Below are 24,146 nucleotides of genomic sequence, written 5' to 3'. Positions count from 1 at the left end.
ACTCAAACCCACAAAAATCCCAGGCCAGAGGCAGAGACGCGATCACGTTCAGGAGAACCCTCGACGAAACTATGTGAATAAGGCATTTGCCGAACTTCAGTTCCTAGAGCGAGGCAGCTCCGCGACGCAGCCAAGTCTTGCGGTACCCAACCCGCGTATATCAGAATGATCAAACGTCGCCACAGGATCCCGTCTCTGCCTGTGCCCTGGGAAACATAAAAACAACAAAATCCTTACAACGAGGGAAGGTACACTATTCCCTTATTGACTACTGACAGACATATCAGTTGTCGGGCTTCTGCTCTCGATTCCCTGGCCATGTCCAGAGTTATCTCAGGATAAGCACCAAACGAGATGGTCTTTCGCACTCTGTTGAAATAATAATCAAATCTCCACAGCTTGCTGTTTTGCGGTGTCACCAGCAAATACAAACCCAATCCGTCATGGAGCTTGAATTGGTTGAATTTAGGCTTGCTTTTGTCAACTTGGGATTGGGTTAGTGGCTGGATCCGCTTTGGCATTGGCTTTACCCCGCTTTGATGGTATCCGCCTTTACTATTTGATGGTATACCATCACGGATACCATCAAAAACATCGGATTCCAGCGTACCAAATCGGATATTATCGGACAACACAAAAAGATAAGGCCCTGATTTATCAGAGCCTTTTGTATGCGTCCGGACATCTCCGGACTATTTAATGGGGTGCAGGCCACCAAACTGGCCTTATAAGATACTAGAACACATAGAATTACATATCTCGCCAAATACGGTATACCCTCAAAAATACCCTCAAAAGTTGAAGCTAAATGGCGATTCGGCGAAGCTGCTAACAGCTGCCAGGAAAGGATAACAGTACTCCTGGGTCGTTTCCTCTGTCAATTTGCATATTCCAGCCGAAACTAACCATTAACCGGCAAGATCTATGTTTACACGACCGCTTCGTGCTCTCAAGGTTGAAGGTGTCGGGAATACTGGCCACCTCCTGGGTCTACTGTCGGCACAATCCCATCACAGAACAAGTAATTTTCATTTCATCAGTATAAAACTTGCGATTTTCTGTTGACCGAACGGATATTTGCGATAAAACGACATTGTATGTCTAAAAATTAACGACTTACTAAGCACAAATATCTGGTATAGTAGTGTTGGTGAAGATCCGGGAGCAAGGAGCACAGGATGGCGACTGACACCGTTGCAAGCATCCGATACGAAGAGTTTGACTACCAGACGCTGCTCGACGCAGTGAGGGGGTATGCGTATCCTCGTGCAAAAATCTCCAGCCTGCTTGCCAAAGGGACCATCATCCGCGTCAAGAAAGGGCTGTACGTGTTCGGCGAAACTCAGCGACGAAAACCGTACAGCCGTGAGCTGCTCGCCAACCTCATCTACGGCCCGTCGTACATCTCCCTGGAATACGCCCTCCACTATTATGGTCTGATTCCCGAGCGGGTTGAAACGGTCACCTCGGTTACCCCTGGCCGGTCACGCACATTCGACACACCGGTCGGCACGTTCTCCTACCGGATGATCCCGATGGAGGCATTCCGGACCGGCATGGACCGGATCGAACTGGACGAGGGGCGTTCCTTCCTGATCGCCATACCGGAAAAGGCGCTTGCCGACCGGATCGTCGCCGAGAGAGGGGCCGGGATTACCACCCAACGGGAACTGCACGACTACCTGCTGTCCAGTCTTCGCATCGATGAAGCGGCACTCAAAGGGCTCGATCCCGCACGACTAGAAGAGATCGCCCAGCATTACCGCTCACGTCGAGTGAAACTGCTGGCCGATCTGGTCAGCCGCTTGAACAAAGGGGGACGCAATGCATGAGGCGGTTGCCCGCATGCTGGCAAAATACCAGGGCAGATGCGTTGACGATTCGGTGCGAGCACTGCGCGAGATCATCCAGGAGGTGGCGCTGCTCGGCCTCTGGCGAGCCAAGTTCTTCGAGCATGCTGCCTTTTACGGCGGTACCGCCCTACGTATCCTGTACGGACTGGACCGCTTTTCCGAAGACCTCGACTTTTCCCTTCTGACGCCGCAGCCCGACTTCGACCTCGGGAGGTTCACCGCATCCCTCGGAGAGGAGCTACAGGCATTCGGCTTCAACGTCCGGGTGGAGATGGTCGACAAGGCGGTCGAAACATCGGTGCAGTCGGCGTTCCTGAAGGGGAACACCCGCAATGAGCTGCTGGTCGTCGAGACAGCTGAGGAGATCGCCCGGCAGATCCCGGCTGGCCAAGTGCTGAAGGTGAAGTTGGAGGTCGATACAGATCCGCCGCCGGGGTTTGCCACCCATACCCGTTACCTGCTACAGCCAATCCCCTTTGCCGTGAGGGTCTACACCCTCCCCGACCTGTTTGCCGGGAAGATGCACGCCCTGCTCTGCCGTCGCTGGAAGAACCGGGTCAAGGGGCGCGACTGGTACGATTTCGTCTGGTACGCCGCAAATCACCCACAGCTCAATCTGACACACCTGGAACAAAGGATGCACCAGACCGGCCACTGGGGCGGCGATCAACCGTTGACTGCACATGCCTACAGCGAACTGCTGCGCAGCCTGATCGACAATCTCGACGTTGACCAGGCACGCCGGGATGTGGCACCGTTCGTCAAGGACCAGCAGCAGCTGGCTCTCTGGTCGCAGGAATTCTTCCACGACGTCGCCAGCCGGATCCAGGTTGTGGAGTTAACGGCAGGATAGTTTCATCGCGACCACCCCCGCAGCGGGAATAGTAGCGACGGTCTGGTGCGATCGTGACACCCGTGCTTTTTCAACCTTGCAGATCGCCTCCATTGGGCTTACCTCCGCCCGAACAGAACCGGCGCCGCACGTTTGTCCTTGCGGTAACGGCCAATAACTTCCCGGATGCCTTCGATGGTATCCGAGAGAATTCGCCTTGACCACAATAGCAGCTTATGACTTATTATGTCGCAATGGTAGTATATAAGGGAGGTATGGAATATGCCTGACAAGGACAAGATTATATTTGAGCAAAACTGCCAAGATTTTCGATCATTGAACGAAATAATGTGGCGGGTTCCGATTATCGTTATTACCCTTACCGGAGGGTTGTGGTTTGGAGTAGGTTCAATAGACACTTCCGAAGAAGCGAAGAAGTACCTTTTGTATCTAGCCGGAGGGGCAAACATTACTTTTATATTGGTCCTCATCAGGCTACGGTTGGTAATGCAGGGTATTCTGCGGGACATAAAAGATTTTCAATGCAAACAATTAGGTAGGGGATATTTCTTCGTAATATTATTCTCAATTCTGTTAGCATTTGCGGCCTTGGTCAGCTTTCATGCCGCCTCAGAGGGTTCCGCCTACTACGCCAAGAAAACTTACGGTGCTTCGGAAGCAAAGATGGAGAAAACAAAGAATGCTGGGGGCGATGAGAGCAGCAAAAATCAGGGAAAGCAGAAATAAAGGGGAGAATGAATTATGTTATCCAGTTGCCCTTTTTGTAATGATAAGATTCAGGCAGAATTAGTAGCAGAGCATGGTTCTGTTTACGCTATAGAGGACAAATATCCCGTAACAGAGGGGCATATATTAATAATACCAAGACGTCATATTGGTGATTATTTTCAGATGTCAGAAGTAGAAAGACAGGATGCAGATAAGTTATTGCTGGCAATGAAAGAAAAAATTTTACGAAACGATCCATCAGTTATTGGATTTAACATTGGAATGAATTGTGGCATAGCTGCGGGGCAGACGATACCACATGGGCACATTCATTTGATACCGCGAAGGCTGGCAGATACTGCTGACCCACGAGGAGGTGTACGGGGGGTTATCCCTGAGAAACAAAAATACTAAGATGCGTGGCGTGGGGAACGGGGCAAACTTTCACGCAGATCAACTCAACGAACGAATTCTTGTAGACACCGACTCCCAATCAACTTCAGGCGTCATGTGACACCAGCTAATGCGGACGCAAGCATTGGCTTCGTCGTCGGTCATTCCCATAGCTTTGAGCACATGGCTCGGAGTGTAACTGCTTGATGTGCAGGCGGACCCGTTTGAGATAGCGACGAGATCTTTTATGGCAACAATAAGCGCTTCGGAATCTAGTCCGGGGAACGCGATGTTGAGGACATGATCAATGACCAGTGACTGATCGCCGGTCAACCTTGGGCTGAGCGGTGATAACGCTTCCAGTGCCTTTTCGCGAAACTCCCGGCACTTCTTCTGCCGCTTGTCATTATCGCGGACAGCAATCTCGGCTGCAATCCCAAGCGCCGCAATCAATGCCACCGGTAGCGTCCCTGGACGCAATCCTCGCTCCTGCCCTCCCCCATAAACCAAGGGACTGAGCGGAGGACGCTCATACCCTCTCTTCCTCAAAACAAGGGCACCGACACCTTTTGGTGCGTAAATCTTATGGCCACTGATGCTGATCAGGTCTATCCGAGGATTACGGAGCGATCCAAGGTCCTTGCCGAATCCTTGCGCCGCATCGGTATGGAAATATGCAGGATGGCCGTGCAACACCTTTGCAATGGCTTCGAGCGGCTGTCGTACGCCGGTTTCATTATTTACCTGCATCACCGAGACCAGTAGCGTGTCTGGGCGTAACGCATCCCGCACCGCATCAGGATCAACAAAACCTCCTGCCCCGACAGGAAGACGTGTAACCTCAAAACCATCGCGTTCCAGCGCCTCGCATGGCTCCAGAACCGCCTTATGCTCAATTGCCGTGGTAATGACGTGCCGCTTTCCCTGCTCTATCCCTGCCGTCCGTAGCCCAAGGATAGCCAGGTTGTTGCTCTCAGTCGCACCGCTGGTGAAGATCACCTCGTCACGCTTGGCTGCAACAACTGCTGCCACCATATCCCGTGCCTTCTGCACCGCCTGCTTTGCCCTGGCTCCGTACTCGTGAGTTCGACTCCCCTCATTGCCGAATTCCGTATCCAGGAAATGGAACAAAATCTCCCGCACTTCGGGATCTAATGGCGTAGTTGCGTTGCAGTCTAGGTACGTCGGGAGCATGGCGCCTCCGGTTGATGTATGTTTAATTGAAATAATTATTTGACAAACATTTCGTCAAGATGTAAAAAACATACAAAACTTTTTAGCATATTGCGCCCAAACTGTCCATAAGGGTATCGATCATGGAAACCAAATCTACCATCTCTTTCCCCGTCATTCGCGGTCTCCAGGCCCACCGTGAATACTATGTCGCCATGTGGACGCTACGGATGCTGAGGCAGATTTCCATCTTTGATGAAGATGAGTTGCCACCGGAACTGCGCGCTCAACGAACACTCAACAAGGCGCGTATCCCCGAAATTGCCGACTACATTATCGACAACCCCGACGATTACGTCTTCTCGGCGCTCACGGTGTCAATTGACTCAGAAGTATCATTCGATCCACTTCTCGGCCAGGACAAGCTCGGCTTACTCCGCGTTCCCATGGATGCCCACTTCATCATCAACGACGGCCAACACCGTCGTGCTGCCATTATCGAGGCGTTGAAGCAGCGACCTGAGCTGGAGCACGAGACGATCGCCGTCGTCTTTTTCCTAGATATCGGCCTTGAGCGCTGTCAACAGATGTTTGCCGACCTCAACCGGTACGCCATCCGTCCAAGTCGGTCGTTGGGTCTTCTGTACGATCACCGCAATGACAAGGCCCGGTTGGCAAAGCTGGTCATCATGAAATCAGAGATTTTCCGTGACCTGGTGGATATGGAGAAATCCTCTCTCGCCCCTCGCTCCCGAAGACTCTTTACCCTCTCCGCTTTCTACAATGCCTGTGCCGACCTGGTAAATGGCTTAGCTAACGGCAACTTGGTAGAAGACGCGAATCTTGCCCGTACGTTCTGGGAGGAAACAGCAAAGCATTTCCCTCTGTGGGGACAAGTACGCGAGGGGAAGCTCCCTGCCAGTGAGGTTAGAGAAGGCTTTATCCACTCCCACGGGATTGCGCTCCAGGCAATCGGCAAGGCGGGAAATGCCCTGCTGCACAGCCGGCCGAGCGATTGGAAGAAACGGCTAAAAGCCTTGGAAAAGATCGATTGGTCGCGGAACAATGCCAAGATCTGGGAAGGCCGAGCCATAATTGGTGGCAAAGTCTCCAAATCCACTACTAACGTCGTGCTAGCCACTAATGTCATCAAGAAAGCCTTAGCTCTTCCACTCAACGAAGAAGAACAACGGGTCGAGACAGCACACCTCCGCAAGTAATTCAGGATAATTAGATAGGCGTACATGAAAACTGTAAAAAAGAAAACAAGCGTACCTGCAACAAGTGGCTCTCTACAACTGGATTGTGTCGTAACCGACGCCACCCTCCCCGTCTCTGACAGCACTTCTTCGCCCGCAACTGCCAAGGTTCGCAAGTCGGCCTTCAACGAACTCGGCTTCCAGGCAACCATCGAGCTGCTTCAGGAAGAAATTCGCAGCATCTACACTGCTGATGATGTCCCCTGGATCATCGGCTATTCAGGCGGCAAGGATTCCACCGCCACCCTGCAACTCGTCTGGACTGCCATTGCAGAGCTTCCACCTGAGCAGCGCCGGAAGACTGTGTATGCAATCTCCACTGATACCATGGTGGAAAATCCGGTCGTAGCAGCGTGGGTGGCCAATTCGCTCGCTGTCATGAAACAATCTTCCACCGATCAACAGCTACCCATACAGCCTCGCCGCCTGACACCGGCTCTGGCAGATTCCTTTTGGGTAAACTTGATTGGCAAAGGATATCCCGCGCCCCGGCATAAATTCCGCTGGTGCACTGCCCGCTTGAAGATTTTGCCATCTAACACCTTCATTAACAGTATCGTCTCTTCAAGTGGCGAAGCCATTCTCGTCCTTGGCACTAGAAAAGCTGAGAGTTCAGCCCGAGCAGCCAACATGGCTCGACATGAAAAAGGCCGTGTTCGTGATCGACTCAGTCCCAACTCCAGCATGCCTGGATCACTCGTCTACTCACCAATTGAGGATTGGACCAACGATGATGTCTGGTTCTATCTCATGCAGGTCCGGAACCCGTGGGGCTATAACAATAGGGATTTACTCGGCATGTATGCCGGGGCTTCTGCCGATGGCGAGTGTCCGCTGGTTGTTGACGATTCAACCCCGAGCTGCGGTGACTCTCGCTTTGGCTGCTGGGTCTGCACCTTGGTGGACAAGGACAAGTCCATGACCGCCATGATTCAGAATGATGAAGAAAAAGAGTGGATGATGCCGCTGCTGGATATCCGTGACGCTCTGGATTTCCGCAGGGATCATAAAGGTGAATACGCGGAAAATGCTGATTATGACATCCGCGATTTTCGGCGCATGAGTGGCTCAGTTCAGGTAATGTCAGGAGGACGTCCCATTCCCGGACCCTACATTCAGAGCGCCCGCGAGGAGTGGCTCAGAAAGCTGCTCGTAGCTCAATCATATATTCGCAAAAACGGTCCGCCAGAAGTTCAAGGGATAGAGCTCATAACTCTGGAAGAGTTACAGGAGATTCGTCGCATCTGGGTGGTAGATAAGCACGAACTGGAAGACTCCCTGCCCCGCATCTTCCGGGAAGCAACTGGCACTGATTACCCCGGTCGACCGCTGGATGACAATCTGGTGATCGGCGAGGAGGAAATGAGCATACTTGCCGAACTCTGCGGCAATGATCGTCTGCACTATGAGCTTACCCGCGAACTGTTGAGTATTACCCGCCAACAATGGACAACCTCCCGTCGTGCCGGACTTCACGAACGCTTGGAGAAGACCTTTACCCGCCATTTCTACGACGATAAGCAAGATGCTCTCTCCCGCGCCCAGCGGATGGCCGATCAACGACAACGCTTGTCCAAGAATAGCCCGCAGTTCGTTTCGATTGTCATGGAGCCTTTGGCCTGCGATCAGGAGGCTGAAGCATGATTCTGGATACGATCATACTGGAAAACTACGGTGCGTACGGTGGACGGCAAGAAGCTCACCTTACTCCGGATGAGGGTAAGCCGATCATCCTGTTCGGCGGTATGAACGGCGGCGGTAAAACAACCCTGCTCGACGCTGTTCAACTGGCCTTCTATGGGCCAAAGGCGCGCATCTCCAACCGGGGGAGGCTTGCCTATAAAGAGTACCTGCGGGAATCAATCCACCGTAGCGGAGATCCAGGCGAAGGGGCTGGCATCACGGTGCGCTTTCGTCGTGTCATCGAAGGTGAATGCAAAAACTTCGAATTACAACGTTGCTGGCGTGAAGGGATTAAAGGAATCGAGGAAACTGTTAGGGTCCTTCGTGATGGCCTTCCCGATGATATTTCCACCGAACATTGGGATGAAGCCATCGAGGCCTATCTCCCCAGCAGTATCGCCCATCTCTTCTTCTTCGACGGCGAACAGATTAAGGAGCTGGCCGAAGGTGGCCACGCTGCCGAGATTCTCGGTACTGCCATCCACTCCCTGCTGGGTCTTGATTTGGTTGATCGCTTGGAAAACGATCTCAAGGTGTTTGAACGGCGCAAGAAAGCTGAAGGACTCGACCCCGAAGCAGCGAGGAAGCTAGCAAGTGCGCGGAGTGAGTTCGTTGAAATCTTCAGGGAGGAGGAACAGGCCGCTTCGTTGTCGGGTGCACTCACCAATGAATCAAACCAGCTTGCAAAGGAGTTGCATGCTAAAGAAGAATTATTCAGTAAGGAAGGTGGCGATCTTTTTTTACGGCGCAAAGAGCTAGAAGATGAGCTAGTCGCACTGAAGGCCCGGAAAGCAGCAACAGAGGCGCAATTCCGAGAGCTGGTCGCCGGACCGCTGCCGCTCCTTCTGGTAGAAAACCTGCTTGCCGAAGTAGAGCAGGTCGTTCGTCATGAAACCGAAATAAAGCGTGCTCGGGTATTGTTGGAGGTTCTGGAGACTCGTGACACCGAGGTGCTGGACTCCTTGAAAGCGGAAAAGATCAGCGCACAGCCGCTTCGCTCCATAGTCAGAATCCTGGAAGTAGATCGCAAAAGCAGGGCAGGACTGGCTCAAGAAACATTGATTCTCGACGCAGATGACACTCTGGCCCCGCAGATAGTCCATTTGCGCGGAACTGTACTCCCAACAGCAGAGCAACAGGCGCGTGACTTAACATCACAAATTGCTACTCTGGACGAGAAAATTGCCCGTTTGGAGGGTGATCTGGAACGTGTTCCGACTGCCGAGCGGATTGCAGAAGTACAGCACGAGCTAGAAGCAGCTAGAAAAGCCCATCAAGCTAAACTGGCTGAAATTGAGGCGACAAAAGTGCGTCGTCAGGCGTTACAGCGGCAACGACTGATTGCGGAAGCCAGGTTAGAGAAGATGGGAGAAAATGATGTTAATTCCCAATTTTCTGAGGATGCCCGCCTGCGGATGCTGAAACACTCGCTTCGGGTGCGTGAGACTCTTGGGCGATTCCGCACGAAGATCGTAAAGCGCCACACTGAGAACATGGAAGCGTTGATGCTGGAATCCTTCCGCAAGCTGCTCCGCAAGAAGGAGTTGGTAAGTGGACTAAAGATAAATCCTGAGACATTCGAGGCCACACTTACTACCAAGGATGGAAAGGTCCTCTCGTTTGACCGTCTATCTGCTGGTGAAAAACAGCTGCTGGCAACATCACTACTCTGGGGTCTGGCTCGTGCTTCCGGTCGCCCTGTGCCAACGATTATTGACACCCCATTGGGGCGGCTCGATTCATCACACCGTAAGCATCTGATAGAGCGCTACTTCCCGAATGCTTCCCATCAGGTTTTATTGTTGTCTACAGATGAGGAGATTGTTGGGGCTTATTACAAGGAACTAGAACCCTTCATAACCAGAAGCTATCTTCTTGAGCATAACGAGGAAATGGGGCAAACAAATCTTACACAAGGATACTTCAACATATGAGACCACCAGTTGAGCATGTACGGGTGAGCGCCCGATCCAAAGAGATTCTGATTAAGATCAAGCGTCGTACAGGGTTGGAGCACTGGAATGAAATATGTAGAGCCGCACTTTGTAGATCATTAGCAAATCCGACCCCACCACCAAGGATGGAGAAGTCTGGAGACAGCTCAATCGACATGGATTGGAAAACATTTTCAGGACCTATCCACAATGAACTTACCGCTATGGTTATATTGCGTGCAAACCGAGATGGCGTTGATATTAGACAAAAAGAAGCTGTGGCAGAGAATTTTAGAAATCATCTTGAGCGAGGAATTCAATTAATGCAAAATGTGAAAACTATCAATGAAGTAGTCAAATAGCACCTTATAATTTATTTAATTAAGCTTATAACATCCTTAAGATTGAATGACTCGTAAATCAAGTCCTTAGCATTAACTACAAGCCGTGTTCTAAATCGTGCCAGTTGCACTTTCCAATCTTGGTCGCACTTTAAAATCAAGCCAGCATCATTATATGCTTTATCTATTTCGTCTTTGCTTACAGAATCAACACCATGTGTATGTATCAGTTGATTTCTTTTTTTGTTGATATTCCGTATAATATCTTCAAGATTAGGTGCTAGCCTGTCAGTTTTTGCTATATAATCAAAATAGGTATTATAGAGGTGTATTCTTGGCATAACGTCATCAATAGCTGCGCTTTTATTGATGTATGACAAGAAATCACGCTGCACTCCTATAAGGCCTTTATTTATTGCATCTGATGCAAAATAGAAGTCCAGTGATCTATGAATAAGAAGGAATGCAGTTATTAGATGGTTTTTTTTGATATAATAGGGTACGATTGAATAACAGCAAGCTGACAGCACCTTAGTGATATCACAGACGTTTTTACTAGCTGCAATGTCAGTTAGCATATTTATTTCATTAATCCTATTTGAGACAGTGTTTTTAATGCTATACGGTAATTTATTTGTCTCAGCAGATATATCCCTTAGTGTTGTTGTTAATTGAGGTCTATCAAGCCACCATGCTTTTTGGGTTATATGACCATAAATACTACCAGTGACAATATCGTTTAATAGTTTGGAGTTAATAGATATGAATATTTCAATACAATATATTAATTTATCATAACAGTTAGTGCCTTTATTTAACTCAGATATAGTATCTACATATGACGTTGCTTTATCTATGTCATAATTCTTCAATGAATCAATAATTGATATAATAATAGAGCATATGATATATTCCTGTGATTTACTAATTAGTTCATCTTTAATTTCACTCAGGTTACAACCATGATGCAAATATAAGTAAATATATCCAAATATGTAGTGTGGGTTTTCGTTATTCATTAAATAAATAGGATTTGATTCAAATAACTCTTTTACAACTAAGAAGTCATCGATTTCACATTCGTTTACAATCCAGGCACATAAAGCAGGTTCTGAATCTGGGAGCCATTTACTAATATTCTTAATCATGACAACTTATATTTGATCAGTGTCTTGTGAATCAAAAATAGTCGAAGGAATAGATTTCTTATCGACTCCAAGAAGGCTATACAATGGTTCTATTGACTGCTTGTATGCATAATCTGCCTTTTCTTTAATAAGTTTTTGAAACTCATCGAAACTATCAGGATCTTCCTTGGAAATAAGTCCCTCTAGTTTATCTTTAAACGCCTTAGGAAACTCTTTGATTCGCCAATTATTGTTATAATCTTTTTCTATTTTTTCTAAAAATTCAGAAGAGTAGCTAGCAAGAGCTTTTTGACTCCATGCGGTCAACTTATCGACGACATTCTTGCTTTTGTCTGGGTCAAATGCTTCTCCTAACTCACTTTTTAGCGCTTTGATAAATTCGTTAGAGGTTTTATTTTCAATATAAAAACTCATGAGGATCTCTGACCAAGCTTGTTTACCACGAGAAGTAACATTTGGCTTACCTGTTTTATCATAAAGTATCAAGTTAGCGTAAGCTTGATCTTTATCAAATATGTTTCTACGATAGTCAAAAACTAATTTTTCATATGCCGCAACCATTGCTTTTGCAGTAATAAAAGGTGATATTTCGTATTCAGTAATTAAGTAATCTGAAACTTGAGCCCACACTCTAATATAACCTTGTTGAAAAACGTTTTTGCGATAGGTATCAATACCTTTATCTAAAATAATTTCCTTATTGAAATCTCTTTCAGCAAGTATAGCTGCCTCTGGTGATAGTTTGTTACTCTCTTTAAAGTCTTTTATTAGTTTTTTAAACGTTAACCAACCATCTTTTCCTTTTTCAACATTAGCCTCTAATACATCAATGGCCTTCAAGTATTTATCCTGTATGTGCCTATATACGGTTGGTTTTAGCAATAACCAGTCGAGGCAAGGGACTACATATTCTTTTGCTAGTTCACGTAAAATATATGCCTGCTCTACGTCAAATTCGGATTCAGTTATATAGTAGATAGATGTCGAATTTGGATGCTTTTCTAATTCGTCCTTCCTAGTCCCTAAAGCCAACAGATTAAATGTTTTTGAATCTTTCTTATTATTAAAAACATAATTTCTAAGAGCATCAGCTATTATTGATACAGTAGTTATTGAGTGCTGATTGTTTACTTGATTAGACTTACTTTTATTCCTTTGATTCCATTCCATAAACTGAAGATTGCTTCTAAGGCTATCTGGATCTGACTCTTTCCATGCATTAGCTAATTCTCTAACACATAATGAGGCAATGCTATGGTCATTTAACAAATCCAGGAAATGACCGCTCACATCTTTAGCTTTGTTATTGATAGTAACAAACATGTTTCTTAAATTATTCATTACATCTTGTCCACCATTCCTAGCAATAGCATCAGGTGAAAATACTATGCAAATAGGGAGATCAATATCTTTTATCAAATCAGGTTGACGACCAGATAATTCGCGTAGAGCATAAAACCGATGCTGCCCATCAATTACAACCAACTTTACTTGCTTGTCGTCATAAAGGATTTTTGAGGCATATGGATGAATTGGAATTAAAGAGCCAGCCTTACCCTTAATATATGCATTGCTACCTTTATCTGCAATCCTAGCCTCTATTGCGAAAAAATTATCCCACCTTTTTATAAAAGTCTTTCCGTTATTCTCTTCGTGAATTTCATTAAATTGATGAACCGGCTTATCCAAATTATCAAATGCTATAACTGATACGATCAGCGGTGGAAAGAATAACGCTCTATTTTTACCAGCTTTTAGATATTGATCTATGATTTCCTCTTGAACTCTGACTGGATCAACGTCGCGCTGAACCATTTCTTCAAAATCAACTTGATCAAATTTAAATACTTCTGAAGCAATATCAAGTAATTTAAATTCTTTTATATTTAAGCTCGATAGTAAATAATTTACATTGTAGCTATCATTAGTGTTGAATGAACCTATGTAGCCGGTAATTCTTTGATTAAGATTTGGACCTTCATCAATAACTACTTCTTCAGAGTCATGGATAGACACGCTATACCCCCTATATAAAAATGGTTTTAATTAAATTGTAAGTTCCAGATCTAGCCTTCCAGCACTCTCTTCCCGCTGTGTCTCAATAAACGCAAGCAGCCCATCCAGATCAAGTGGACGACCTGCGAAGAAGTCCCGTAAAACCTCTAGCCCACCATTCGCATACTCCTGAAATACAGAAACCCTATCATCCTCTGCTTTTTCAGAACCCGAAAGGCAATCTGACTTTTGTGTCTCCGCCAGTGTCATAAGATAGAGTACTCCCGGCCAGGCTGGACAGTTGCCGAAGGTGCTTTGATCGATTCCTTTGCCTGCATCAAGAGCTTTTAGCGGCAATCGCTTATCATTCCTCATCCCGACCTGGGCGGCAAAAAGGAGCAACTTCCAGATTTCCTTGAAAACTCCCACCTGATCGGACATCAGGTTTTTGATGATTTCCTCTTTATCGTTTGCCCGTTGAATTCGTTTCATACCGGAGCCCGCCCTTTTTCTTGTGGTTGTTCTTGTCCCGGAACTCAAACCATAAACGTCTTCACTCACCAACTCGAACAATACTTCATCAGAAGAATCCACACGTTCGACGTTTCCAGTATGCCTGCGGATAGTAGTCCGCAATACATGCTCTGGTGTTGGTGTATTGAATTCGTAAAGCTTTCTCCGAACGATTTCAGCGTAGAGCTCATCAATAGATGCAGCCCTGCCCATCTCTCGCAACACCTTTTGCGCTACTTCGGCGATTGTGTCATTGGTGTTCATAGCGGCACGATCTCCGTATACTCATCAGTCTCCAGCGGGAAATACTGCTGAATCCTTTGTCCCTCAACAATCAGTTCCGGTGCTGCCTTCTCCGGCATTGTCGGACCATAGTAAGTGAGATAGTATCGCTTACCAATGCGCCCGGATGAAGAAAGCACCGCCTCAACGTCACCCTCGTATTGTTTCGGACTGACAAAGAGAACAACCTGCGGAGCAAGTTCGGGAATGTACTTCGCGACCCCCACACGAAAGATGCTTAAGGAGCCAAACGGGGAATCGATTGCTATTGGGAAGGCCGACCCGGCCAGATCCCTGAGTATGGTTGGGATTTCCGACCGTCGCCTCGCGAGGGAAACGAGACTGGCTATGAAGACAAGTGAGGTAACAGTTCGTTCACCCGTACTTAAAGCTGCATCGATCTCGACAGGGTCTGCACCTCCGTCGCCTCCCGCAACTCTCTTGCGAATTCGCAGGGTGAAGTTTTCAGACAGCTCCGCCCAATAGTCTTTGGTCATTATCTTGCGGAAGTGACTGTCGATTTCGGCGTTGAGAAGTGGTCGAAGGTCTTCGGTTTCAGCTTTCAAGATTTGCGAAAGAATATTGATGCTGTCCTCGACCGCATCTACCCGACGCTGAGCACGGGCAGCAGCCTCTTCTTTATCCTCAATATGACGAATTTGTGCTTCCATGGCTTCTATTACAGCTGTTGTATCTTCGATCTGGCCGCTGATTCTTCCAAGCGCTGCGTTTTGTGCATCGCGATCCAGTTGTAGTGACTTCCGCTTCTCTTCCAGATGTTGAACCTCTTCGTCCTTTTTCCCCCCGAGAGCCTGATGAATCTCCTCGATCTCTTCATCCCGCTCGCGGATGTCGCGGGAAAGTTCAAGTCTCTCCATCTTCAACTGGTTCAGCTGTTCCTGTGTCTGACCGCCAACCCCTTCAATAACTCCGATTGCATGATCAAGGGCACCAACAGCGTTATTGAAATCCTGATCGCCTGCTATGGTCAGGAGATTCTCAACTGCGGCACGCTCAGGAGAACCTTCTTCAAGACTCCGGGTGCAGATACATTTGCTATGCTCCAACAGCTCCTGCAAGAAGGTGTTGAGCACACGGGCAGGAATTTTCCCCTCGCTGCGCAGCTGCGCGATGATTTCACGGCCTCGATTTATCAACTTGGAGGTAAGAAGGGTGTAGCCGTCATCCGAAATGAGTTTGGACAGGCGTTTCGTCACCTCCTCACGTTTCCCAGCTAACTCCTCTCTCTCGCGCATAAGGTTAATACGTTTGGTCTGGAGTTCGTGAGCAACACGATTGGCAGCCAGCTTCCCATCGACCGATGCAAATTCTGCGTTAATCGCCTTCAAATTAGCAAGCGTCTGATCTTGCTGGGCAACAAACTCTTTTACCTGCTCTTCCAGACTTGAAAGTTGCTCAATCAACTCCCTCTTCTCTTCACTTGTTGTCTCTTTTTGCTCGGTGCGAAGTTTGCCGCGGACGTTCTGGTGACGGAGGTCGGCGATGGTAATCTTCAGTAATTCAAGCCCAAGCATCTGGTGGATGGCATCTGTTACCTGGGAACTGTTGCGTTCCATGGCCAAGTAGTTGATGCGTTCACCATTGAAGAAGAGGAATCTGCTGATGCCATCGGGGATGAGAGCTTGAATGCGCTGTTGTGGTCGATCCCTGGAGAATGTTTGTCCGTTTTGCATCACCTCAAGCGATAGCGTGGTCTGTCTCGGGTTCAGATTTTGCTGTGCCAATGAAAGCTGGCGTGTCAGGATATAGCGATCATTATCGTGCTTGAAGGTTATCTGCACGGTAGCCGTAAGCGCCAGCGGGTCTTTGGCACGAAGCGCTAAGCCTTCATGAATAATTCGATCCGGCCGTTCAAAGTCGTCAGGATTGCCGTCATTCCCCATCAAACCATCACGTCCGTAGAAGCCCCAGAGTAAAGCTTTAAGCAGGGTGGTTTTCCCAAACCCGTTTTCAGCATGGATAACCGTGACATTGCGTTCCCGGAGGTCAGAAAAGACAAGCTCCTGACGCCCTTTGAACTGCCGAAAATTCTCAAGAACGAGACGCTCTAATATCATTTGATCACCCGCCTTACATGCTCATAGAGTCGCTGATGAATGTCACTGCGCCGCTTCAAGTGCATCACATCGCGCTCTTCCTTCAAAATTTCTCTGATGAGTGCCTGGTATTCTGGAGTCGCAGATTTAAAGATTTCCTGGGCACGGGTGAGCTTCTTGATAGTCTCCGGTGAGTCTGCTGTAGGAATCATGCATTACTCCGAAAGTAAATTGTATTTCAACCGTAAGTCATGAAGTGAATGAAGCGCTTCAGGGCCATTTTCAGCCATCCGGCAAAACTCAACAATCCTACTCAACTCTTTCTGGAAAAACTTCCTCTCCATATTGAATCCATCATCATCAAGCTTGCCGCCAAGATCGGGCGGCTGCACAAAAAAGTCGTAGATGATCGACCGATTCTTCCCTTCCGAATTACGCAGCAGCCGGCCGCGCCGCTGAACGAACTGCCGTGGATTGGTGGAACTGGCAAGGAGAAATCCCATGCGCAAATCCGGCAGGTCAATCCCCTCATCAAGACAGCGTATGGCAACAACCCCATCCAGAAAGCCGCTCGTCAGGTCCCGCAGGATCTCTTCCCGCTCTTCCGTACTCTCCCGAAAAGTGAAATTCCGCACCCTCAGACCATGCCTTTCACCCAAAAGCCGCGAGACAGCCTGAATCTGACGGACTTCTTCGTCGGTTATGGCATCAGTCGTGCGCCCGTCGCCACAGTAAAACAGAGCCTTTTTCGGCGGCTCCGGCAGCGAGGCAATGACCCGATCCAGGGCAGCAAGTTTATTCTCCGCTCCGGCAAGAAGCCGCGCCCGCTTGATGAGCAGTCGCATGGCGACCTGCTGCATTTCATCATCGCCATCCCCTCTGGAAAAAAACTTGGCCAGCTTGGCGGTTATCTCTTCATAGGCGTCGGTTTCAGCCTCGGTCAGCTCAACAGGAATCGGGTAGTAACGATACCGGCAAAGGCGACCATCGGCAATAGCTAATGATAAAGGATACTCATAAATAATTTTGCCGAAATAGTCCAACACGGCCTTTGTACCCACCGGGTCGTAGTGACGCTCCGGTGTAGCAGAGAGCCCAAGACGCATGGCAATCCCATCCGGCAGCGCCTCCCGAATTCGTTCTGCCCCCAGGTTATGGACCTCATCGGCAATCAGGAGATGATGGACGGCGGACGTCGCCACCCGTGGGCGAATACGCGCCTGGAAACTCTCGCTTTGAAACGTGGCGTTGGTGGTGACAATGGCATGAACCTGAGTCAGACCGACCGATAGCCGTTGATAACCATCCTCCAGCTCCGTCTGCCACCGGTCTTTCCCCTCGAAGCAGGCAACCGGCTGAAGTCCAAAGGTCGCCATCTCCCTCAGCCACTGTCGGCAGAGGTTGATAAAGGGACATACCACGATAAGGACGAGCGGACGATTCTTCTCCGCAACCTTGCTGGCCAGGGTGAGTGCGGTCAGAGTCTTCCCTGAGCCGGTGGCCATCGCAAATATCCCCTTGCCCCCGGCCTTGCTCCAAGCACGGATAGCATCTGCCTGATAGGGGCGAAGATCGAACCAACTCGGCGGCTTAAATTCTAGCGGCGGGCCAGGTTCTTTAACTCTGTCAATCGAGAGGCCGGCAGGCGGCCTTTCCGCATCACGATAACGTTCAAGCAGTTCCTTGCCTGCCTCGCTGAACTCTACGATGCGCAGACCTGGCGTGGAGTTGTTCCAGAGGGCTTCGAAGTTATCGATCTCTTCCTGAACCCGCCCCTCAGGATCTTTCCATGAGCAGAACACCTTGATACTTTCAAAATTTTCCACCAGCCCACCAGCGGTTTCATTGGATGAACCGGAAAAAGTCACATGATTACCCTTACTATCGGTGAACACTCCTGTCTTTTCGTGAAAGATACCTCGCGAGAAGCCGCCTTTTGCATCAAGACGGAGAGCCAGCTTGATTTCCAGCAGCCCAGCCGCAGCCAACCAGGCAAGAGCATTAAGCCTGTCCTTGATCAGGGCATCTTCGATATCGGCCAAGCTTCGAGCTGCGATAGCTCGCAACGCATCGGCAGGATTACTGGCCGCTGTTTGCAACGCCTCTACATCGGAAGGTTCCAGGTGGGGAGAGACAACCAGCTGCATCTTGCCCCGTCGTGATGCCAGACTTGCCACGCCTCGTGCAGCCAAAGCCAGCCCGGCGCTGGAGAAATATCCAGCCGCACGACGATAGAGCACTGACGATTCCAGGCACGGGACAAAAAAGTCCTTAACCATGTCGTCACGGCCGGTACGGTACGAAAGCCTAAACTGAATTTCAGGGAGATGGGGCAAGGTAGAGCTCAAAACTAAATTTTGATATCGTCGTTAACGTTTACTTGGTTACAACAGATATTCGGCAATCTCGATAAATCTTGGTCTATCTCATCAGCCTTAAAACGCCATATTCCACTTTTCTCGTGAACCAAAGAAAGTTTATGGACCTCTTTTCCTAAATGATCAATATGCCTTTGGACCCTACTGACGATGCTGAAGTGCAGTGAGTCTGATGGGCTGAAGCCGTTCCAGCGGAACGAAAAGGCCTGGTCGGGGGAGATGGCTCCCGGCATGCCGGCGGCGATCATTGACCCCAGCTTGGTGACGACATGGTTCAGGTCATCGCCAAGCTGCCTGGGAGAGGCGTCGCTGAGCAGTTTCCGGGAGATGAGAAGAGCGAGGAGTTCGTTTTCCGACAGTCGGGCTACCGGGAACGAGAAGTCTTCGTAGTAGTGATACCCCTTTCGGGTCTGGTCGTATTCCAACGGTGCGCAGATCCGGTCACGGAAATGCTCTATGGAACGCTGGGCGGTCTTCTTGTCAACCTCGAATCGTTCGGCAAGGGAGGTGGCATTAGGATATTTCCCTTTCCTCACCTGGCCGTCAAACCAGATAAACCGCTCGAAATACAGCTGTTCGCCCATGTGCCCCCTCCTCTGATCCGAAAAACAAAACAATCCCTTCCAGGCAGCCATTTATATTTCTAGGCCACGGTAATCATAGCATATGCATCGCTGCTGTCAGGCTCCGTTTTGCCCTCACGTAAATGGGACACCAATTGACAGTCGATATGCACTTGTTTGGGAGTGCTGGCTTTCGTTTAGAGTAGCGGACTGCGCTAGTGAGGTATGCGGTAATCTGTAGAGTGGTGGCTTGCGGATGGAGACGTTGGTCGGTGGTGTATTGGCACTAGAACATGCTCGATATGGTAGCGGTTGCTGTCGTAAAAAGTAGTGGATCTGCGCGCCTAATCCTTCCTGAAAATGGTGCCTAATATTGAAGAAATAGGCTAAAAAAACGCTGCCAAAATTGGCGCTCGCGGCTTACCATTAAATGCCTTTGTGAGGACCCCCGAAATTTGACCCATATTTTTGAAACGCTCGCAGCTTGGAAACATAAAACGCGCGCAGCTTGTAATCCCCCCTCATTTTTTTGTAAGCTTGGTTTGGCGGTGGAGTATGGCGGTGGAGTATTGGCATCGGTGATGCGCTTGTTTGGGAGTGCTGGCTTTCGTCAGGAGTAGTGGACTGCGCTAGTGATCAGTGATGGTCTGTAGAGTGGTGGCTTGCGGATGGGGCGTTGGTCGGTGGTGTATTGGCACTAGAACATGCTCGATACGGTAGTAGTGGCTGTCGTAAAAAGTAGTGGATCTGCGCGTCTCGTTCTTCCTAAAAAATGGTGCCTAAAATTAAAGAGATAGGCTTAAAAAACGGTGCCAAAATTGGAGCATGCAGCTTGCTTTAAAAGATGTGTGAGGGTACCCAAAATTTGACCCATATTTTTGAAACGCACGCAGCTTGTAATGTTCCAACGCACGCGGCTTGTAATGTACCCGATTTTGCAGACCGAACCGTCAAGAAGCCGAGCTCTCACCAAGTGCCTCCAGGGAACCTTAGGTACACCTTGGACCGGCCTAGCGGAAAAGGTCAAATGCCACGTTATGCGTAATGGCATATTGCGTTACCAGTTTTCAGCATTGTCAATAGGTTACGGTCAGCAAAAGACACCATAGTCAAGGCGTTTCAAAGAATCTTCTACTACCCTTATCCCTTCGTTCGTGTCCAGGAGGTCAAACGGGGTAAGGTCCCCTAGCGTAAGATTCGGTGACATCATCCATCTCGCGGCTTTTGCCGGGTCGCCAAAAAAATCCAAGCACCCCGCGTACACCCTGGCAATTTGAACAAGCTGGTCGGTTTCATTGACGCCCAAGGTAGCGCGCCTTGATGCAGGAGGGATGCGCAGCAACCTGTAAAGTTGCGTTTTGGGCACTTGGAGAAATTCGGCTACCCTGCCTATTGAACCCGTCGACGCACCACCGCGAATAAAAGAAACAAGTTCGATCGGATCGGGAATATGGTTTGCCGGGATTGCTGGGAAGATGAGCGACAACAGATTCCTGTCTTGCATTAGACGACAGACTTGGCTTGCTTGTACAAGCGATTCAGACCGTTGAGCCACACCGGCGTGCACGTATCCTTACGAAAGGGGGATGGCACAAGAATGCATTTGTCCTGAGAGATCTGGTTTTGGGCGACCAATCAGAACTATTGATATTCTGCCCCAATGGCAAATTTCTTCCCAAAATGCAGCAGAAAGGGACGCTGTCGCAGTGGCAGCAGCACGTAGCGTATTTCTGTATAGGTAATGATCTCTTGCTACTTGCCGTCTCGATGGCATTTGCCGCAGTCATGCAAGAGCCTTTAAGGGTAGAAAATGGCGGATTTAATTGCCACGGGAAAAGCTCCACGGGAAAGACCACGACACAGTATGTTGCCGCAAGCGTGATGGGGCCCCCATCTTACATGAAAACCCTTCTGTCTACTACGTGCGGGTTGGAGGGGGTAGCAACTGAGCACAATAACATCCTGATGGTGCTCAACGAGTTCGGCCAAATTGAGCCAAAGGTTGCCGGTGCAATCGCGTATATGCTGGGAAATGGCTCCGGCAAGATGCGTGCGAACAGCCAAGGAACGGCTAAGGAGAGTTTTAGTTGGAAAAACCTTTTTCTCTGCTCAGCCGAGGTGACACTCGCAGAGCATATGTCTGTGGCCGGTCAGGCCGTAAAGGCCGGACAAGAAGTCAGGATTGCAGATATCTCCGCAGATGCTGGGGCAGGGATGGGCATGTTCCAGAACATTCATGGTTTTCCTGCTCCAGCTGATTTCGGAAGCGATTTGCAAAGACGGTCGGCGGAGTACTACGGAACTGCTATCGTGGCGTATCTCGTAGAGCTGACGGCCAATCTTGATGGTCATCTGAACAGGGCTAGACAGCTGATGACTGAGTTTCTAAGCAAGAATGTACCGCAGGATGCGCAGGGGTTTGTACACAGGGTGGGTAAAAGGTTTGCTTTAGTCGCCGCAGCGGGCGAAACAGCGACCGAAATGGGTATCACAGGTTGGCCACAGGGCGAGGCTTTCCGGGCGGCGGCCAGCTGCTTCAAGAGGTGGCGTGAAGGCAAAGAGGATGGCGACAAGTCAGACGACGTTACCGCACATGTTGTAGGCTTTCTTCAAACAAACCAGCACCGTCTCCAGGACCTCAGAGATAAAGTCAACCCCGCGCCTGGATGCATCGGGTTCCGAAATGTAGGATCTAAAGGGGAAGTAACCTTTTTCATTACTCCTGCTGCCTTCCATAATGAACTCTGCAACGGGCTTGACCGTGATATAACCTGTCATGGCTTACTCAGAGCAAATATCCTGAAAAGGGGGCATGGGTCGCACATGCAAAAGATCCAGAGGGTGCCGGCCTATGGTGGAAAGGTAAAGAGATTCTATACTCTACACTTCGAAAAGTGGCCGATCAACCCGTAGGATGGTTACGCTGGCTACAGTGGTTACAACCTGCGTAACATGCTGCTTTCGATACACATATTGTGTAGCCGCATTCAGTAGCTCCAGTGGCTACAGAGGTTACGGCTACCTCCGAGCTTATAACTCAACCTCGGAAGCTATGCTTTGCGGATAGCATGCCTACCCATTCTTGGCGATGGGCAACATGTCCAGCTTCGTGGCTGACGGTATGCTCAATCAACATCGTTTGTCGCCTTGAGGTTAATTGGTATCACCTTCGCCCCACTCTTCAGCCCGTCCAGGTAATCCGCCCAAGTCTGCATCATCTTCCGACGCTGGGGGAGTTTCGTTGTCCGGTTGTAGGCGCGGCCGTTCGGGTCTTTAACAGCATGTGCAAGCTGGTGCTCAATGATGTCGGGTGGAAACTCCAGGACTTCATCGAGGATCGTTCTTGCAGTTGCCCTGAATCCATGCCATGTCATTTCCCCCTGATATCCCATCCGGTGAATCGCCGCCGTAATTGCGGCCTCGCTCATTGGCCGATGATAAGAACGGGCACCCGTAAAAACATAGGAGCTCCTGCCGGTCAGTGGCTGTATGGCTTTCAGCACGTCTATTGCCTGGTTACTCAGGGGGACGCAGTGAACTTCTCCCTTGCGCTTGATCTTCTGCTTTTTGGGGAGCTTCATTTTCTCAACGGGGATGTTCCATTCGGCATTGTCAAAATCGATATCGACCCATTCCATGAACCGCAAATCTCCGGGTCTCTGAAAAATCAGGGGGGCAAGCTGGAGGGCACACTTGACCGTGAATGTTCCCTTAAAGTCGTCAATCGCCCTCAAGAAGGGGGCAAGCTCTTTCGGCTTGGTTATGGCCGGGAAATGTTTTTCAATCGGCTCCCTCTTCATGATGTCATTTGGCTTCAGACCCTCAAGCGGGCTCCTCTCGATATACTCTGAGGCAACGCAGTAACGGAAAATCATTTTCAGGGCCACGAGCATCCGCCGCGCCGATTCCGGGGCACGTTCTTCTATCCGGTGAAGTACTGGCTTAATATCGGAAAGTTTGATCTCGCTGACCGGCTTCGCCCCCAGCCAAGGGAATATATTTTTCTGCAACCTTTCCAATGTGGTCTTGGCGTGGCTATCTGACCACTCTTCGATCTTGCCCGAATGCCATGTACGGGCAACGACTTCAAAAGAATTTTCGTTTTTGGATACGTCGGACGCTTTCTGGGCCTTCTTGATTTCGGAGGGGTCTACACCATTGGCGAGAAGCTTACGGGCATCTTCGCGGCGCTGTCGTGCATCTGCGAGGGTGATTGAAGGGTAAGCACCAAAGGATAAGGTCTTACGTTTGTCGTTATGGCGGTAATCCATTCTCCACAGCTTGCCGCCAGTAGAAGTTACGAGTAGATACAAACCGCCACCGTCAGCCATCTTGAAATCTTTGGCGGTAGGCTTTGCGTTCCTGACCTGAATATCCGATAACCCGATAATCCGCTTAGGCATTAGCGATACCCCTTTTTGACGGTATTCGACTTGGCCGGATGACGGTATACCCTCAAAGACACCGTCAAAAACATCGGATTTTAGTATATCAAGGTGAACCTTACCGGACAACACAAAAAGATAAGACCCTGATTTCTCAGAGCCTTTTGGATGCGTCCGGACATCTCCGGACTATTTAATGGTGGCGGTGCAGGGACTTGAACCCCGGACACTACGGATATGAGCCGTATGCTCTAACCAGCTGAGCTACACCGCCAAAACGTTATGTGACAACAAGCCCCGCAGAGCGGGGCAGCATTTCTTTATGGGGTGGCTAGTGGGATTCGAACCCACGTATGTACGAGTCACAGTCGTAAGTGTTAACCGCTTCACCATAGCCACCACAAGCGAACAAGCTGGTTTTATAGCCGATAATGGAGCCGATGTCAATGTCAAATTATCGCTCCATCTCGAACGAAACCTCTTTATATCTAGCTACCCGCACATTCATTTTCACGTTCGGCGTTCAGTCAACTGAAACAGATAGTCCCACTTCCATTAATCAATAAATCGATTACAACCCCTCAACATTAAACAGCAACAATGATATTATCAATCAGCTGCGATAAAT

Annotated in this window: 20 protein-coding genes and 2 tRNA genes; 9 read left to right on the top strand and 13 right to left on the bottom strand. The window is 49.1% G+C overall.

The features are described from left to right. Positions 1-233: 233 nt before the first annotated feature. Positions 234-521 carry an Arm DNA-binding domain-containing protein gene (locus tag JN12_RS21200; RefSeq protein ID WP_145019850.1) on the bottom strand — a complete coding sequence of 96 codons (288 nt, stop codon included), beginning with the start codon at positions 519-521 and terminating at the stop codon, positions 234-236. Positions 522-1,178: 657 nt separating this feature from the next. Here JN12_RS21200 and JN12_RS06315 point away from each other — a divergent pair. The 4 genes from JN12_RS06315 to JN12_RS06300 all read left to right on the top strand — a co-directional run bounded on the left by JN12_RS06315 (position 1,179) and on the right by JN12_RS06300 (position 3,828). Further along, complete coding sequence (locus JN12_RS06315; RefSeq protein ID WP_145019847.1) at positions 1,179-1,832, top strand: type IV toxin-antitoxin system AbiEi family antitoxin domain-containing protein; 654 nt, start codon at positions 1,179-1,181, stop codon at positions 1,830-1,832. Continuing rightward, positions 1,825-2,706: a nucleotidyl transferase AbiEii/AbiGii toxin family protein gene (locus tag JN12_RS06310; RefSeq protein ID WP_145019844.1), complete on the top strand. Its 882-nt coding sequence runs from the start codon at positions 1,825-1,827 to the stop codon at positions 2,704-2,706. The genes JN12_RS06315 and JN12_RS06310 overlap by 8 nt, the downstream gene beginning before the upstream one ends. Positions 2,707-2,967: 261 nt before the next feature. Then, positions 2,968-3,432 (top strand): hypothetical protein, encoded by a 465-nt coding sequence (locus JN12_RS06305; protein WP_145019841.1) that lies wholly within the window; start codon positions 2,968-2,970, stop codon positions 3,430-3,432. 15 nt (positions 3,433-3,447) lie between these two features. Further along, entirely contained in the window at positions 3,448-3,828 is a 381-nt protein-coding gene (locus tag JN12_RS06300) for an HIT family protein (protein ID WP_145019838.1), read from the top strand. A gap of 39 nt (positions 3,829-3,867) precedes the next feature. Here JN12_RS06300 and dndA read toward each other — a convergent pair whose 3' ends face one another. Next, on the bottom strand, positions 3,868-5,001 hold the full coding sequence (dndA, locus tag JN12_RS06295) for a cysteine desulfurase DndA (protein ID WP_145019835.1): 1,134 nt from the start codon (positions 4,999-5,001) through the stop codon (positions 3,868-3,870). Between the two features lie 122 nt (positions 5,002-5,123). Here dndA and dndB point away from each other — a divergent pair, with 122 nt between their 5' ends. From dndB to dndE, 4 genes are read left to right on the top strand one after another with little or no spacing between them, the layout of a single operon-like run. Continuing rightward, the gene (gene dndB, locus JN12_RS06290) at positions 5,124-6,200 is read left to right on the top strand and encodes a DNA sulfur modification protein DndB (RefSeq protein WP_145019832.1); all 1,077 of its coding nucleotides are present in this window, start codon (positions 5,124-5,126) and stop codon (positions 6,198-6,200) included. A gap of 24 nt (positions 6,201-6,224) precedes the next feature. Beyond that, the gene (gene dndC / locus JN12_RS06285) at positions 6,225-7,883 is read left to right on the top strand and encodes a DNA phosphorothioation system sulfurtransferase DndC (RefSeq protein ID WP_145019828.1); all 1,659 of its coding nucleotides are present in this window, start codon (positions 6,225-6,227) and stop codon (positions 7,881-7,883) included. Next, positions 7,880-9,856, top strand: a complete 1,977-nt coding sequence (gene dndD, locus JN12_RS06280) for a DNA sulfur modification protein DndD (protein WP_145019825.1) — start codon at positions 7,880-7,882, stop codon at positions 9,854-9,856. The genes dndC and dndD overlap by 4 nt, the downstream gene beginning before the upstream one ends. After that, positions 9,853-10,218: a DNA sulfur modification protein DndE gene (gene dndE, locus JN12_RS06275; RefSeq protein WP_145019822.1), complete on the top strand. Its 366-nt coding sequence runs from the start codon at positions 9,853-9,855 to the stop codon at positions 10,216-10,218. The genes dndD and dndE overlap by 4 nt, the downstream gene beginning before the upstream one ends. An 11-nt stretch (positions 10,219-10,229) precedes the next feature. Here the strand turns inward: dndE and JN12_RS06270 are convergent, their stop codons facing one another. The 8 genes from JN12_RS06270 to JN12_RS06235 all read right to left on the bottom strand — a co-directional run bounded on the left by JN12_RS06270 (position 10,230) and on the right by JN12_RS06235 (position 20,619). Then, positions 10,230-11,345, bottom strand: coding sequence for a hypothetical protein (locus JN12_RS06270; protein ID WP_145019818.1), 1,116 nt, complete (start codon positions 11,343-11,345; stop codon positions 10,230-10,232). Positions 11,346-11,351: 6 nt separating this feature from the next. Beyond that, a complete protein-coding gene (locus tag JN12_RS06265) occupies positions 11,352-13,361 on the bottom strand; it encodes a ParB N-terminal domain-containing protein (RefSeq protein WP_145019815.1) in 2,010 nt (669 codons plus the stop codon). A gap of 30 nt (positions 13,362-13,391) precedes the next feature. Further along, positions 13,392-14,117: a DNA phosphorothioation-associated protein 4 gene (locus JN12_RS06260; RefSeq protein WP_145019812.1), complete on the bottom strand. Its 726-nt coding sequence runs from the start codon at positions 14,115-14,117 to the stop codon at positions 13,392-13,394. Further along, positions 14,114-16,213 carry an AAA family ATPase gene (locus tag JN12_RS06255; RefSeq protein ID WP_145019809.1) on the bottom strand — a complete coding sequence of 700 codons (2,100 nt, stop codon included), beginning with the start codon at positions 16,211-16,213 and terminating at the stop codon, positions 14,114-14,116. The genes JN12_RS06260 and JN12_RS06255 overlap by 4 nt, the downstream gene beginning before the upstream one ends. Further along, positions 16,210-16,404: a hypothetical protein gene (locus JN12_RS06250; RefSeq protein WP_145019806.1), complete on the bottom strand. Its 195-nt coding sequence runs from the start codon at positions 16,402-16,404 to the stop codon at positions 16,210-16,212. Before JN12_RS06250 ends, JN12_RS06255 begins: the two co-directional genes overlap by 4 nt. A 3-nt stretch (positions 16,405-16,407) precedes the next feature. Continuing rightward, positions 16,408-18,471 carry a DNA phosphorothioation system restriction enzyme gene (locus JN12_RS06245; RefSeq protein WP_246125767.1) on the bottom strand — a complete coding sequence of 688 codons (2,064 nt, stop codon included), beginning with the start codon at positions 18,469-18,471 and terminating at the stop codon, positions 16,408-16,410. A gap of 71 nt (positions 18,472-18,542) precedes the next feature. Further along, positions 18,543-19,154 (bottom strand): helix-turn-helix transcriptional regulator, encoded by a 612-nt coding sequence (locus JN12_RS06240; protein ID WP_145019800.1) that lies wholly within the window; start codon positions 19,152-19,154, stop codon positions 18,543-18,545. A 1,069-nt stretch (positions 19,155-20,223) separates the two neighbouring features. Then, positions 20,224-20,619: an antitoxin Xre/MbcA/ParS toxin-binding domain-containing protein gene (locus tag JN12_RS06235; RefSeq protein ID WP_170241862.1), complete on the bottom strand. Its 396-nt coding sequence runs from the start codon at positions 20,617-20,619 to the stop codon at positions 20,224-20,226. 35 nt (positions 20,620-20,654) lie between these two features. Between JN12_RS06235 and JN12_RS06230 the strand changes: the two genes are divergently transcribed. After that, on the top strand, positions 20,655-22,046 hold the full coding sequence (locus tag JN12_RS06230; RefSeq protein WP_145019794.1) for a DUF927 domain-containing protein: 1,392 nt from the start codon (positions 20,655-20,657) through the stop codon (positions 22,044-22,046). Positions 22,047-22,258: 212 nt separating this feature from the next. Here JN12_RS06230 and JN12_RS06225 read toward each other — a convergent pair whose 3' ends face one another. From JN12_RS06225 to JN12_RS06215, 3 genes are all read right to left on the bottom strand, one after another. Beyond that, on the bottom strand, positions 22,259-23,536 hold the full coding sequence (locus JN12_RS06225; RefSeq protein WP_145019791.1) for a tyrosine-type recombinase/integrase: 1,278 nt from the start codon (positions 23,534-23,536) through the stop codon (positions 22,259-22,261). Between the two features lie 179 nt (positions 23,537-23,715). Next, positions 23,716-23,792: transfer RNA gene (locus JN12_RS06220), tRNA-Met, on the bottom strand. 49 nt (positions 23,793-23,841) lie between these two features. Then, a tRNA-His gene (locus JN12_RS06215) sits at positions 23,842-23,917 on the bottom strand. Between the last annotated feature and the right edge of the window lie 229 nt (positions 23,918-24,146).

Source organism: Geobacter argillaceus (genome assembly GCF_007830735.1).
GTDB classification, from domain to species: Bacteria; Desulfobacterota; Desulfuromonadia; order Geobacterales; family DSM-12255; genus Geomobilibacter; species Geomobilibacter argillaceus.
Note: the sequence above shows the minus strand (reverse complement) of the source record. Positions and strands in the feature narration are given on the sequence as shown.

What these genes read in the sequence shown, in the direction of transcription:
- JN12_RS21200 (WP_145019850.1), bottom strand. Translation starts at nt 521, where the DNA reads ATGCCAAAGCGGATCCAGCCACTAACCCAATCCCAAGTTGACAAAAGC.
- JN12_RS06315 (WP_145019847.1), top strand. Translation starts at nt 1,179, where the DNA reads ATGGCGACTGACACCGTTGCAAGCATCCGATACGAAGAGTTTGACTAC.
- JN12_RS06310 (WP_145019844.1), top strand. Translation starts at nt 1,825, where the DNA reads ATGCATGAGGCGGTTGCCCGCATGCTGGCAAAATACCAGGGCAGATGC.
- JN12_RS06305 (WP_145019841.1), top strand. Translation starts at nt 2,968, where the DNA reads ATGCCTGACAAGGACAAGATTATATTTGAGCAAAACTGCCAAGATTTT.
- JN12_RS06300 (WP_145019838.1), top strand. Translation starts at nt 3,448, where the DNA reads ATGTTATCCAGTTGCCCTTTTTGTAATGATAAGATTCAGGCAGAATTA.
- dndA (WP_145019835.1), bottom strand. Translation starts at nt 5,001, where the DNA reads ATGCTCCCGACGTACCTAGACTGCAACGCAACTACGCCATTAGATCCC.
- dndB (WP_145019832.1), top strand. Translation starts at nt 5,124, where the DNA reads ATGGAAACCAAATCTACCATCTCTTTCCCCGTCATTCGCGGTCTCCAG.
- dndC (WP_145019828.1), top strand. Translation starts at nt 6,225, where the DNA reads ATGAAAACTGTAAAAAAGAAAACAAGCGTACCTGCAACAAGTGGCTCT.
- dndD (WP_145019825.1), top strand. Translation starts at nt 7,880, where the DNA reads ATGATTCTGGATACGATCATACTGGAAAACTACGGTGCGTACGGTGGA.
- dndE (WP_145019822.1), top strand. Translation starts at nt 9,853, where the DNA reads ATGAGACCACCAGTTGAGCATGTACGGGTGAGCGCCCGATCCAAAGAG.
- JN12_RS06270 (WP_145019818.1), bottom strand. Translation starts at nt 11,345, where the DNA reads ATGATTAAGAATATTAGTAAATGGCTCCCAGATTCAGAACCTGCTTTA.
- JN12_RS06260 (WP_145019812.1), bottom strand. Translation starts at nt 14,117, where the DNA reads ATGAACACCAATGACACAATCGCCGAAGTAGCGCAAAAGGTGTTGCGA.
- JN12_RS06255 (WP_145019809.1), bottom strand. Translation starts at nt 16,213, where the DNA reads ATGATATTAGAGCGTCTCGTTCTTGAGAATTTTCGGCAGTTCAAAGGG.
- JN12_RS06250 (WP_145019806.1), bottom strand. Translation starts at nt 16,404, where the DNA reads ATGATTCCTACAGCAGACTCACCGGAGACTATCAAGAAGCTCACCCGT.
- JN12_RS06245 (WP_246125767.1), bottom strand. Translation starts at nt 18,471, where the DNA reads ATGGTTAAGGACTTTTTTGTCCCGTGCCTGGAATCGTCAGTGCTCTAT.
- JN12_RS06240 (WP_145019800.1), bottom strand. Translation starts at nt 19,154, where the DNA reads ATGGGCGAACAGCTGTATTTCGAGCGGTTTATCTGGTTTGACGGCCAG.
- JN12_RS06225 (WP_145019791.1), bottom strand. Translation starts at nt 23,536, where the DNA reads ATGCCTAAGCGGATTATCGGGTTATCGGATATTCAGGTCAGGAACGCA.